The 12300-nt window shown below is 32.4% G+C and carries 12 protein-coding genes; 6 read left to right on the top strand and 6 right to left on the bottom strand.

Annotated elements, in window-relative coordinates:
- The first annotated feature begins 39 nt into the window (after window positions 1-39).
- On the top strand, window positions 40-849 hold the full coding sequence (locus HMPREF9129_RS01375) for an AP2/ERF family transcription factor (protein WP_004819552.1): 810 nt from the start codon (window positions 40-42) through the stop codon (window positions 847-849).
- Between the two features lie 281 nt (window positions 850-1130).
- Window positions 1131-1445 carry a YqfO family protein gene (locus tag HMPREF9129_RS01370; protein WP_257009108.1) on the top strand — a complete coding sequence of 105 codons (315 nt, stop codon included), beginning with the start codon at window positions 1131-1133 and terminating at the stop codon, window positions 1443-1445.
- A gap of 76 nt (window positions 1446-1521) precedes the next feature.
- Here HMPREF9129_RS01370 and HMPREF9129_RS01365 read toward each other — a convergent pair whose 3' ends face one another.
- Window positions 1522-3111: an SH3 domain-containing protein gene (locus tag HMPREF9129_RS01365; protein WP_004819548.1), complete on the bottom strand. Its 1590-nt coding sequence runs from the start codon at window positions 3109-3111 to the stop codon at window positions 1522-1524.
- Between the two features lie 109 nt (window positions 3112-3220).
- Between HMPREF9129_RS01365 and HMPREF9129_RS01360 the strand changes: the two genes are divergently transcribed.
- Together HMPREF9129_RS01360 and HMPREF9129_RS01355 are read left to right on the top strand one after the other, a co-directional pair.
- Window positions 3221-4081, top strand: coding sequence for an alpha/beta fold hydrolase (locus tag HMPREF9129_RS01360; RefSeq protein WP_040552127.1), 861 nt, complete (start codon window positions 3221-3223; stop codon window positions 4079-4081).
- Between the two features lie 29 nt (window positions 4082-4110).
- Window positions 4111-5523, top strand: a complete 1413-nt coding sequence (locus HMPREF9129_RS01355) for a phospholipase D-like domain-containing protein (protein WP_004819545.1) — start codon at window positions 4111-4113, stop codon at window positions 5521-5523.
- Window positions 5524-5560: 37 nt separating this feature from the next.
- On the opposite strand, the gene HMPREF9129_RS01350 is transcribed toward HMPREF9129_RS01355, so the two are convergent.
- The gene (locus HMPREF9129_RS01350) at window positions 5561-6631 is read right to left on the bottom strand and encodes a pyridoxal phosphate-dependent aminotransferase (protein ID WP_004819544.1); all 1071 of its coding nucleotides are present in this window, start codon (window positions 6629-6631) and stop codon (window positions 5561-5563) included.
- A 57-nt stretch (window positions 6632-6688) separates the two neighbouring features.
- Here HMPREF9129_RS01350 and HMPREF9129_RS01345 point away from each other — a divergent pair, with 57 nt between their 5' ends.
- Window positions 6689-7693: a threonine aldolase family protein gene (locus tag HMPREF9129_RS01345; protein ID WP_004819542.1), complete on the top strand. Its 1005-nt coding sequence runs from the start codon at window positions 6689-6691 to the stop codon at window positions 7691-7693.
- A 33-nt stretch (window positions 7694-7726) separates the two neighbouring features.
- Complete coding sequence (locus HMPREF9129_RS10880; protein ID WP_257009183.1) at window positions 7727-7861, top strand: thioredoxin family protein; 135 nt, start codon at window positions 7727-7729, stop codon at window positions 7859-7861.
- A gap of 35 nt (window positions 7862-7896) precedes the next feature.
- On the opposite strand, the gene HMPREF9129_RS01335 is transcribed toward HMPREF9129_RS10880, so the two are convergent.
- From HMPREF9129_RS01335 to HMPREF9129_RS01320, 4 genes are all read right to left on the bottom strand, one after another.
- Complete coding sequence (locus tag HMPREF9129_RS01335; protein WP_004819540.1) at window positions 7897-9981, bottom strand: heavy metal translocating P-type ATPase; 2085 nt, start codon at window positions 9979-9981, stop codon at window positions 7897-7899.
- Window positions 9982-9987: 6 nt separating this feature from the next.
- Window positions 9988-10245, bottom strand: a complete 258-nt coding sequence (locus tag HMPREF9129_RS01330; protein WP_004819539.1) for a DUF1490 family protein — start codon at window positions 10243-10245, stop codon at window positions 9988-9990.
- Window positions 10246-10722: 477 nt separating this feature from the next.
- Entirely contained in the window at window positions 10723-11466 is a 744-nt protein-coding gene (surE, locus tag HMPREF9129_RS01325; RefSeq protein ID WP_004819536.1) for a 5'/3'-nucleotidase SurE, read from the bottom strand.
- An 8-nt stretch (window positions 11467-11474) separates the two neighbouring features.
- Complete coding sequence (locus HMPREF9129_RS01320; RefSeq protein ID WP_040552125.1) at window positions 11475-12257, bottom strand: MBL fold metallo-hydrolase; 783 nt, start codon at window positions 12255-12257, stop codon at window positions 11475-11477.
- Between the last annotated feature and the right edge of the window lie 43 nt (window positions 12258-12300).

Here is a 12300-nt window from a genome sequence, read left to right as displayed (position 1 = left end):
TAAGAGTAGGTTTTTAGAAAAAAGAAGATTTTTGTAGATATGGTATCAAAGGATTTAAAAGAAATAGATAAAAACGACGAACTAATAGGGAAAAGGTTTGGGAAACTAAAAGTGATATCTGTTTATAAAAAAGGCAAGTACAAAAAATGTAAATGTATTTGTGATTGCGGAAACACTATTGATGTATATTATAGTAATCTTGTTTCAGGGAGGACAGTGAGCTGTGGATGTAGAGGAGCGGAGATTGCCAATAGTTATAAAAACATAGTAGGGAAAATATATCACGACCTTATAGTTGAAGAGAAAACTGAAAAACGTGAAGATGGTTTAATAGTTTGGAAATGTAGGTGTCTTAAATGCGGAAAATACATTGAAGCCACTAAAAAGCAATTGGACAGAGGATATGTCAAAGACTGCGGGAATCATAAATATGAAGATTTATTAGGGCAAAAATTTGGAGAGCTTACAATTATCTCATTTGATAAAAATAGAGAAAAGTACCTTTGTCTATGTTCTTGCGGTAAGTATACTTATGTATCCAGATCCAACCTAATCAGCGGACATACACTTAGTTGTGGGCATCTTAGTAATGAACGCAAATATAACTATGTAGACGGAGCTTTACCATACTTACTAACGGGAAAGATTCCATCAAATAATACCAGTGGAGTAAGAGGTGTCAGTCAAACTAAAAATGGAAAGTGGATTTCTTATATTACATTAAGAAGAAAGAGATATACACTTGGAACATTTAAGAAAAAAGAAGATGCTATCAGAGCTAGAAAGAAAGCTGAGGAAGAACTATTTCAGCCGATTTTAGAAAAAGCAAATAATCAAGAGAATCTATAAATTATTAAAATCAATCTAAACTTAATTTTTACATATGGGAAATAAAATACTTAACTAAAAATATTAACGCAAGCATATTGATTATCTTAAAGAGCATGATAATGTAAAAAGTGATGAAATATTGCTGTGTATAATACTTGGGATATCGACATTAAATAGAATGGTAAGAATGAGTAAGTTCAAAATTTAATAAAATTTTAAATCTTTCTTATTTTCTTCTTAGTTGAAGTGATATTATAGGCTAATATATAATAATGGCATATTTATTAAGGGGTGATTATGTGAGAGAATATATAAAAGTAGAAGTTTATATACCTGAAGAGAATGTCATAAAGTTAGTCAATGCTCTTAATGAGGAAGGAATCCTTAGAGATGGAAATTATGACTATGTATTTGCAACTTCAAATGTCACTGGTCACTTTAGACCTATTGAAGGGGCAAATCCATACACCGGAGAAATTGGCGTAGTTAGTGAAATAAGGGAAGTAAGATTAGAGTTTAGAATAAGGTCTGCGGAACTGGATTTTGTAAAAGATGTAATTAAAGAGTGTCATCCTTATGAAGAACCGGTTGTAAATTATTTAGAACTATTATAAGAGATGTAAATTTTACTGTATCAAAAAAATCCAAAAGCTTTGTTGCTTTTGAAGTCTTTTTGATACAGTTTTTTTGTTAGAATTTTGAAACAGAAACTGTATTTTTACTGGCGTTATCTTTATCCATAACTTTATTGGATATCCAACCTTGATATCTTTCTCCTGTTGAAGAGTCGAGTGCCTCTACTTCACACCAAATGCGTTCTATCCCTTCAATTTTTGTATTTTTTACATATAGATCGGAATCAATTGGCAACGTAGTTACAATTTCAGATTCAATAGAAGGAGATGTACGTAAATTGGCTTTATCTGTCTGTACTTTTTGGAAAGTGTGTAATAGATTGTTTGCTATATTAGACATTTCAGCACGATTTTTTTTGTACTCGGGAGATTCTTCAATATCATAAGGGTTTTGTTTTACATAATCCGAAGATGATTTTATAGAGCTTAGAAGTGAAGATGCTTCTGCGGATTCCGGTAATATTTCTTGTAGGGATAATAATATATTCACGGCTTCGTAAGGGTCTCCATTTTCTATACGGTTTTTTGCTCTATTTATAACGAGTTCTTCTATTTCACTTATTTTATCTTGAGCTTCTTGATAGTGTAAGTCCTCAGGTAATACTTTTTTATAGTTTATTAAGGCTGCAGTATAGTTTTTTTCATCAAAATATGTTTTAGCTCTTGAAAATAGATTATCTGATTCCATGAGTTTTTCAGCTTTTTCTATTAAAGGTTGAGTTTCAAATTTATCTGAAGGTTGTATTTTCTCTAGCAGTTGAACGGCTTCTTGATATTTCCCTTTGGCTATATAATCTTTTGCTTTATAAAAATTATTTGACTGATTAAAATTCATTATTAGATGTGAAATTAATATAAATATAATTAAAGACACAGTAACTAAAAGGGTATTTGTGAGAACTTTATTTTTACTTTTGCTCTTATCTTCATCTTCATTAATTCGAGTAGTTGCCAATACATCTGTAGAAGGAGCAATTTTTGTAAGATGTGTCTTAGTTAGATTTTCAGTTAAGGCTTTTTTTCCTGCTTCAGAAAAGTTTATAGTTTGAGAAAGCATATTTAGTATCTTCATATTAACCAGCGACTCGGTCAAATTATTTAGTACAAAATATTTATTTCTGTGACAGTGTCTACACTCCTGAACGTCTGAAGGGTTTACAGCACCACATACGCACTTCCAAGCAACTCTTAAATTTTCACCATAAGCTATTATGTCATTACCAAGCAAATTGTTTATTTTAATTTGTTTGTTTTGAGGAATAACAGCTAAGCTGTATGAAATTTCTTCGGAGGCATCGTAGACATGGTTTTTACCCCCAAGGTGAGTGATTTCTCTAATTCTTACTTCTAAACCACGAGCATCAACAAATCTCTGGTCTATTTTAAATGGTTCTACATAGTAAATTTTTTCTGGAAGCACTTCAATAGATTTTGAAGTATAGAAAAATTCACTTGAATTAAATAGAAAATTACCGTATATATCTTTGTATTTAACTGAAAAAGTTATATCTGAAACAACTAAATTGCCTATATTTAATATATCAAATGCAATGCTTAAATCGTTAGTCAGCTCCGCGCGAATTATTTGTAGGTGGTGATTCGGGTTTGTACTGACTACGGTAGGTAATGTTTTAAAATCTTCCATTTCTACCTCCTTTGTAAAAATTATATATTAGGGACTTTATAATTTCAATTGGCACGATTGTAATGATTTAGTGAGTTTGATAAAATTAAAATATGTTTGGAGGTCAATTTTGAAATGTAGAACTATAGAAATAAATGGTGAAGAGATATTTTATAGAGAAAAGGGCACAGGTCCGATTTTATTATTGATACATGGCAATATATCTTCTTCAATCTTTTTTACAGAGATGATAGAAGAATTATCTAAAGAGTATAGAGTTATAGCTCCTGATTTAAGGGGGTATGGGAATAGTTCTTACAATAAGAAAATAAATAGTATATCTGAATTTGCAGATGATATTAGAGAGTTTGTAATAGAATTAGATTTAAAAGAATTTTACATATTGGGTTGGTCATTGGGTGGTGGAATTGTAATGGAATTTATGGGGGATCAAGACCTAAAGTTCAGAGTGAAAAAAGCTATACTTATGGCGTCCATAGGAGTGTATGGTGCTGAACTTCCACTGACAACGGGAATGAAGGGCATTGGCAATCAAATATACAATGTTAATTTTACTCTAACTCAAAGTTTAGTTAAATATAATCCGATAACTTCTTTTTTAGAACATGCTAATGAAGCTATAAAGTACAGGGGAATGAGTGGAATACTGAAGAGCTTGGTATATACAGAAAATTATCCGGGTGATGAGATATATGATAGAAATTTACAAGATACTGTAAAACAAAGATGCTTGTCTGAAGCTGGGAATGCAGTTGGAAATTTTAGATTTAACAAAACAATTAGAGAGAATATACCGATTTTAATTGTTCATGGCACTGGAGATAAGGTTGTGGATTCATTGATAGCTAAAGTAAATAAAAATTATTTTTCCAAACAAGCTGAGCTGATAATGTACGATAACTGTGGACATGCTATAATGACGGATAAATATGAAGAGTTAATTAAAGATATAAGGAATTTTTGCAAATAAAATAAATTATTAAAATAAAGAGGTTCAAGATGAAGATGTTTTTAAAAATAGTTTTATTACTAATATTTATTATAGTACCTTTTGGCACATTTTTAATTGAATCTTTTAGAGAAATACCTGAAGATGTTTCATACAAGAGTTTAGAGCACCACGGAGATTTTAACTTTTTATATGATTTAACTTATTCTGACATCAAAGGAGACAGAAAGTCGGAACAGGAAATTTTTTCAAATGTATATAAATTAATAGATGAGGCAGAAAACTTTTTATTGTTAGATTTTTTCTTATTTAACGATGATTACGACAAGGATAAGTATGATATGCCGTCGCTTTCAAATGAACTTACAGAAACTCTTTTGAAGAAAAAAGCAAAGAATCCTAATTTGCCTATAGTGTTGATAACAGACCCTATAAATACTTTTTATGGTGGATATATGCCGGAGAACTTCAGAAAGTTAAAAGAGGCCAACATAGAAGTTTTGGTTACTGATTTAGATGCAATAAAGGATTCAAATCCTTTATATACAAGTTTTTATAGAGCATATTTTAGAAATTTACCGTCCGGTAAAGGGAAGTTTCTTCCGAATTTATTTATAAAGGGAGAAAAAGTCTCTATTTCAGAATATACAAAGCTTTTAAATTTCAAAGCCAATCATAGAAAAGTTGTTGTGAATGAAAAGGAAGCCATAATAGCTTCTGCAAACCCGCATGATGGAAGTGCATTTCATTCTAACATAGCTTTTAAAGTTAAAGGTGCTGTTCTAAATGATATATTGGAGTCTGAAAAAGCCATTATAAGATTTTCTGGCCTAGAATCTCGAGCGCTTGAATTTATAGTAAAAGATGTAAAAGGTGGAGAGTTTGAGATACAAAGTGTAACTGAAGGAAAGATAAAGGAAGCTTTGATAGACACTATAAGACGTTCTAAAAAGGGAGATAAATTGTATTTAGGTGTATTCTACTTATCACATCGAGGTATTATAAAGGAATTAAAAGAAGCATCTAGGAGAGGTGTTGGAATAAGATTGATTTTAGATTTGAATAAGGATGCCTTTGGTCAGAAGAAGATAGGAATACCTAATAAACAAGTTGCAAATGAACTGTCTAAAGAAAAAAATATAGAAATTAGATGGTACAACACCAGTGGAGAGCAATTCCATTCAAAGTTACTTGTTTTAGAAACCAATGATGAAATGGTATTGATAGGCGGTTCGGCAAACTTCACAAGAAGAAATTTAGATGATTTGAATTTGGAATCGGATGTAGTGATAATTGGCGATAAGGACACTGAAGAAATGCAAAAAGTTGCAAATTATATAGATGTGTTATGGAATAACAATGGTAGAACTTATACACTTGATTACAACACAAATGCCGAAGATATATGGTGGAAAAATATAATATATAGAGTCCAAGAGTTTAGTGGACTTTCAACGTTTTAAAAAAAGAGCTTTGTCGCTACGAGGACAAAGCTTTTTATTATTTGAAATATTTTTTTAATTCAGATATTAGTTTTTTGTTGTCAGCTTCCGACAATATACAAAATCTAAAGTTCTTTTCATTTAGATTTTTAAAATTTGAACAATCGCGAATGACGATGGCTTTTTTCATAAGATGTTCTCTTAACTCGGCTGCGGTGGAATGGTTTAAAATTTTACAGAGAATAAAGTTACCATAAGATGGAAAACATTTTATATTTTTAATTTCAGACAACTCTTTAAAAAAGTAGTCTCTTTGTGAATTCATAAATGAAAACACTTCAGATTGATACTTTGAGTCTTGGAACATTTTTTGACCGAGAATATCGGCAAATATATTCACATTCCAAAGCATGGAGTTTTCTTTAAGAGTAGTTAGTAGTTTTTTGTCTGATGTGATTCCATAGCCAAGACGTATCCCGGGAGTTGCAAAAAATTTGCTCACACCTCTTGCTACAAATAGATTAGGATAGTGGTTGGTGAGTTCCACTGCTGAAAATTTGCTTTTGTCGGTAAATTCTACATAGGTTTCGTCGACCAAGAGATGAATGCCGGTTTTAAGTATTGCGGAAATTTCCTCACGATTTAGTATTGTTCCCGTCGGATTGTTTGGGTTTGCAAATATCAACATCTCTATGTTTTGAGATTTAATTTTTTCTATCATAGAGTCCAAAGATACTGCATATTCATTTTTTTCGAGCAAGTCTTCATAAAATATTTCAGCACCTATACTCTTTAGTTCATTTTCATATTCTGAGTAACAAGGGGAGAATACCAAAGCTTTTTTAGGTGAAATCAAACTTATATATTGTTTAAATAGCTCTGTTGTTCCAGCTCCAAGCACAATATTCTCAGGGTTTGCTCCTGAATAAGACGATATGCTCTCTTTAAGAGAAACATATTCAGGGTCAGGATATGTTGTTACCAAATTTAAATTGTCTTTTAAGTATTCTATAGATGACACAGAAGGTCCTATAGGATTTATATTGGAAGAGAAATCGGCAATTTGAGTTTCGTCAAAGCCATACTCTCTTGAAATTTCAAAAATATTTGCACCATGTTTATCTTTCATAATACACCTCGCCAATATTATACCATGAGTAGTATAATTGTAACAAAGAGGTGAAGTATGAATATTTTTGTAAACGACTATAATGATTTATGCCATGAGAGAGTTTTTGAGAAGCTTGGTAAAATTGAAAGAAATGGACACTTGGGTTATGGCTCAGATTTTTATACTGAGCAAGCTAAAAATTACATTAGACGAGATTTAAAAGATGAAACTGTTGAAATTGAATTTGTAGGAGGGGGAACAATAGCTAACATAATCGCTATAAGCGCTAATTTGATGCCATACGAAGGAATAATCGCAGCGAGCACAGGTCACATAACAGCCCACGAAACAGGCTCAATAGAAGCTACAGGTCATAAGCTTGAAACTATAGAAGTAGCTAATGGAAAGTTAAGTGCAGAATTGATAGAAGAAAAAATACTAAGCTTAGGAGAAGAATATCATATTGAACCTAAATTAGTATATATCTCACAAACCACAGAGCTTGGAACTGTATATTCACTTGAAGAGATAAAAGAAATATACAGAGTGTGTGTTCTACATGGATTGTATTTATATATAGACGGAGCTAGAATGGCAACCGGACTTGCGGCGAGTGGAATTGATGTATCTGAACTTCCAAAGATATGCGACATCTTTACACTTGGCGGAACAAAAAACGGTGCAATGTATGGTGAGGCAATTGTAATTGTAGATGATGATTTAAAAGTCAACGTTAGAAAGTTCATGAAACAACGAGGAGCAGTTATGGCAAAGGGATTTGCACTAGGTGCACAATTTGCAGCTCTTTTTGAAGATGGACTATACTATGAACTTGGTAGAAAATCATTTGAAGCTTCTAAAAAATTAGAGAGCAAGTTGAGAAGTGTCGGAGCTAAATTCTATCAAGAACCGGTTTCAAACCAAATATTTATAGAATATCCACTGGAAAAAATTGAACAATTGGCAGTAGATAATATGTTTGAAGTAATGCCGTTAGATGAAGACAACAGAGTTTTGAGATTTGTAACGACATATCTTACAACAGATGAAGAAATAGAAAATTTAGCAAGTGCATTATAATAATTTAAGGACTTCTTTTAGGGGAGTCCTTATATAACTGATTTCTCAGCCATTGCAAGTATGGGTGTTATGAGTACGCCGGCTCTTGTAGTTGACGGAGAAGTTGTAAGCTATGGAAAACTTCTAAGTGTAGAAGAGAGTACTGAGTTACTTGAAAAAAGAAAATAATAAATCGGCATATTCTTTCGAGTATGCCGATCATTTTAATTTAAAGGTAAAATATTTCTAGTTGAACTTGCACCTATTAGCGCAGTTGAAACATTGTGTAGAAGTGCTGTGCTAGTAGGTCTAAGAGTTCCAAATGCACCAAGCACCAATAACATGGTATTTATTGTAAAAATTTTCGTGAAATTCGATTCAATACGATTAGTCATTCCACGGCTAAGTTTTCTAAGCTCTATTAGAGAATGCAAATTGCTATCTAATAGAGTGATATCAGAAACTTCTCTTGCAAGGTCAGTAGCATCTCTTAAGGAGATTGAAACATCGGCCTTAGCGAGTGCAGGAGTATCGTTTATACCGTCTCCTACCATGATTACGCGGTGACCTTTTCTTTGCAATTCTTCAATTTTTTCTGCCTTGTCTTCAGGTAACACTCCTGAGAAGACATTATCTATATTTAACTCTTCAGCTATTTTTTCAGCAGCTTGAGAGCTATCTCCTGTGAGCATGTAGATATTGTCTATTCCAAGAGTTTTTAGTTCAGCTATAATGCTTGGAGCCTCCGGACGAGGTGGGTCTTGCACGCAAATTACACCGGCAAGTCTATCATCTACTGATAGATATACACACGAATATCCAACTCCTTCAGAATTTATTATATTTTCTTCATCTTCAGAAATAAATACACCGTTATCATCTGTTAAGAAGTGTGAACTTCCTATTAGAACTTTATGTCCCTTCCATGTAGAATGAACTCCATGAGATACAATATACTGAACTTCTGCGTGTTCTTCTTTGTGTTTTAAATTTTCTTCTTCGGCTTTTTTTACAATGGCACGAGCTAAACTGTGAGGGAAGTGTTCCTCAAGGCAAGCAGCCAATCTAAGTGCTTCGTCTCTTGTGAAATCTCCAAAAGGTATAACTTTAACCACTTTAGGAGTTGCCATAGTAAGTGTGCCTGTTTTATCGAATACAATAGTATCAGCTTCACTCAAAGCCTCAAGATATTTACCCCCCTTGACCATAATTCTGTTGTTAGAAGCCTCACTTATTGCAGAAATAACTGACAGAGGAGTCGCTAACTTTATAGCACAAGAGTAGTCTACAGTAAGAGCTGAAAGAGCTTTTTCTGAACTGCGAGTAAGTGCAAATACAATTGCAGAAAACAAGAAACTGTAAGGTACAATTCTGTCAGCTAAGTGAGCAGCTTTAGAAGAAATTGCAGATTTTAATCCCTCAGATTCCTCGACCATAGATAGTATGCTCTGAATTCGAGAATCACTGTGAAGAGATTTTACAGCAACTACAATTTCTCCGTCTACAACCACTGTTCCTGCAAAGACAGAATCGCCAACTGTTTTTTGAACCGGCATACTTTCTCCGGTCATACTTGCTTCATTGACTTCAGATTCGCCACTTACTATATTTCCATCAACAGGAATCATTGATCCGGTACGGACGATGATTTGCTCTTCTAGTTGAACATCTACAAGAGATTTTTGATATTGTTCTCCATCTTTACCTTTAATCCAAACTTTATCAACTTGGAATATCAGTGCGCTCGATAATGTGTTTCTGCTCTTTTCTCTAGTGTATTCTTCAAGTACATCAGAAATTCCAAGTAAGAACATTATAGAAGCGGCATTGCCATAGTGACCTTTCAATATAGAGAGACCTATAACTGAACCGTCTAAAACATCAACATTGACTTCGCCCTTGGATAGAGAATTGAAACCTTTACTTATATAGCCAAGGGCTCTTTTTATAATTACTATTTTGCCAATGGGTCTAGGAATTAGATTTCTTGCAATGAATCTAATCAAGAATTTGTTCAAAAGTTTTTGTCTAAATTTAACACCTATTGCAGTGCTCTCATCTCGTTCATAAGAAGGGACCTCTTCAAGAGAGTCCAAATCTATTTTTTTTAGCTTTTCAATAAGTGAATTGACATCAGCATCATGTTCTATTAGTACAGAACCGGTTATGTGGTTTGCACTGACTTTATAAACTCCACTGTATTTTTTTATCTCATGAGAAAGAGAATATGACTTTTCTTCATCAAGAGTATATCGACCTAACTTTAAGCGCAGATAACCATTTAAATTACATGCGATTTGAAATTTCATATTATATTATTCGCAATCACAATCACAATTGCATTCAGCTTTAGCAGATTCTTCTTGTTGTCTTACTAAATCTTCAGCATCTTCTTTTATTGATTCAAGTTTATAGCCAGCTTCTTTTTGAATTTTCATACCACCGGCAACAGCACTAACTGCTAAGTTGTGTAGAGATTTGCTCTTTAAAACTTTTTTAGCTACCATTGCAGCGGCAACTCCACCAATAAAAAACGCACTTTTTTCAGCCACTAAGTATTTTAAATATTTCATAATGTCCTCCTAAATATATTAAAATTTTATATTATTGAGCATATCATTAAAGTTTTAAAATTACAATAAAAAACACATAAGAGTTAGTAATATTAAAGGTTTTAAGTGGAATGCTTACAAAATAATGCTTACATAAGTAAAGGAATTATGGAATTAAATAATAAAAATTTAACAGTTATAAAATGTGAGTAGAACAAAAATAATAAAAAATATTTAATTAAAATATGCTGAGCACAATTCTTAGAATTAAAAGCTAGTATATAAGGAAAATATAAGAGAAAAAATTTTTATAAATTTTTGGTAACATATTAAACAATAGTTCATTTTAAACGGATTTTTAATGTAAAGGAAATATTTACTTTTCAAAGTTATAAGTAATTGGCTTTAGAGATTAAAAATCAACTTTCTATGATTTAATAAAAAGTTGATTTTGTTTTATAAAAAATCTAATTTTTAAATAGTTTATGGTCAAAGACTCTATAATTTTTCACTGATGTTTTTTAGTAGTTCGATATCAGTTAAATTATATAAAAGTGGAGTTACAGTTGCATATCCTTCTGAAAGAAGATATCTGTCAGTATTTTCAGGGCAATTGTATTCATTTCTTCCGCTTAGAGAAAGAGTGTATCCATTTTCAGTTTGAACCTTTGTATACTTATCCATCACATTTCCACCAATTTTAGCTGCCTTTATGCCTTTTAATTCTGAATATTCAACAGATGGTACATTTATATTTACAACTTGAACTTTATCAAGAGATTTATGAACCTTGTTGAATACTTCTATTGCAACTTTTGCAGCTGTTTCATAATTTGTGTTTTCTTTTAAAAATTCAGCTGAAACCGCAAATGAATTTATGCCAAAGACATTGGCTTCAATTGCCGCAGAAACAGTTCCAGAGTAGAGTATATCCATTCCGGCATTGTATCCAAAGTTACAGCCTGAGAAACAAAAATCAAATTTTGTATCAAGTATATTTAGAGCAGCTCTTACACAGTCTGCAGGAGTCCCGCTAACTGAATAGCACATAGCGTCTATTCCATCTATTGTAACAGGAGATACAACAAGTTTTTCACGTAGAGTTATAGAATGGCTTTTGCCTGAATTTTCTTGAGTAGGAGCGACAATTGTAATGTTGTGTCCTTCTGCAATAAGTTGTCTTGCAAGTTCCTTTATACCGGGTGCAAAATACCCGTCATCATTTGTTAATAGTATATTCATTTTTCCTCCTAAATTTCATGTAGAGAAATCTCATCACGAGGAGATACCTCTAAAGTATAATCTACTCCGTCTATTATTGAGTTTTGATGGAGAAGATTACGTACTGTATTTGAAGCAATTGTATGGGTGTTGTTATCTTGTGATAGATGAGACAACATTACAATTTCATTCTTCTTTTTGATTAATCTGTTTAAAACTTCTGCCGCATTGTCATTTGAAAGGTGGCCTCGAGTTGAAGAAATTCTACTTTTCAAACTCCAAGGGTAACTTCCGTTCATCAGCATTTCATAATCGTGGTTTGATTCTAAATAGTATATATCTGAATTTTCCATTGAGTTTAGCAAATCAGGATTTATATATCCGGTATCTGTGACTACACTTATTTTTTTATTACCATTTAGTATAAAACAAGTTCCGTTACTACAATCGTGGAAAGATTGCATTGGTTGGATGAACAAGTCTTTGAACTGAAAAGGCTGACCATTTATAAAAGTATAGGCATTTTCAGCAGCTATTTCTTTAGTTACAGGTTGCATAGCTCGCATGGTTTCTATAGTAGAAAAAACTTTTATGTTGTGTTTACGAGAAAGCACCCCAACGCCTTTAGCATGGTCTAAATGCTCATGAGTTACAAAGATTGCGTCAATTTCTTCTACTTTTTTGTCGATACTATTTAAAAGTTCAGTTATCTTTTTACCCGAATGACCGGCATCTATTAAAATTTTTGTGTTTTTATATTCTATATATTGGCAGTTCCCGGAAGAACCGCTAGAAAGTGAGCAAAATAACATTTTAACCTCCATTCTCCATTTTAACATATACTAAATGAGTAAA

Source organism: Peptoniphilus indolicus ATCC 29427 (genome assembly GCF_000227315.1).
Lineage (GTDB): Bacteria > Bacillota > Clostridia > Tissierellales > Peptoniphilaceae > Peptoniphilus > Peptoniphilus indolicus.
Note: the sequence above shows the minus strand (reverse complement) of the source record. Positions and strands in the feature narration are given on the sequence as shown.

What these genes read in the sequence shown, in the direction of transcription:
- HMPREF9129_RS01375 (WP_004819552.1), top strand. Translation starts at nt 40, where the DNA reads ATGGTATCAAAGGATTTAAAAGAAATAGATAAAAACGACGAACTAATA.
- HMPREF9129_RS01365 (WP_004819548.1), bottom strand. Translation starts at nt 3,111, where the DNA reads ATGGAAGATTTTAAAACATTACCTACCGTAGTCAGTACAAACCCGAAT.
- HMPREF9129_RS01355 (WP_004819545.1), top strand. Translation starts at nt 4,111, where the DNA reads ATGAAGATGTTTTTAAAAATAGTTTTATTACTAATATTTATTATAGTA.
- HMPREF9129_RS01350 (WP_004819544.1), bottom strand. Translation starts at nt 6,631, where the DNA reads ATGAAAGATAAACATGGTGCAAATATTTTTGAAATTTCAAGAGAGTAT.
- HMPREF9129_RS01345 (WP_004819542.1), top strand. Translation starts at nt 6,689, where the DNA reads ATGAATATTTTTGTAAACGACTATAATGATTTATGCCATGAGAGAGTT.
- HMPREF9129_RS01335 (WP_004819540.1), bottom strand. Translation starts at nt 9,981, where the DNA reads ATGAAATTTCAAATCGCATGTAATTTAAATGGTTATCTGCGCTTAAAG.
- HMPREF9129_RS01330 (WP_004819539.1), bottom strand. Translation starts at nt 10,245, where the DNA reads ATGAAATATTTAAAATACTTAGTGGCTGAAAAAAGTGCGTTTTTTATT.
- surE (WP_004819536.1), bottom strand. Translation starts at nt 11,466, where the DNA reads ATGAATATACTATTAACAAATGATGACGGGTATTTTGCACCCGGTATA.
- HMPREF9129_RS01320 (WP_040552125.1), bottom strand. Translation starts at nt 12,257, where the DNA reads ATGTTATTTTGCTCACTTTCTAGCGGTTCTTCCGGGAACTGCCAATAT.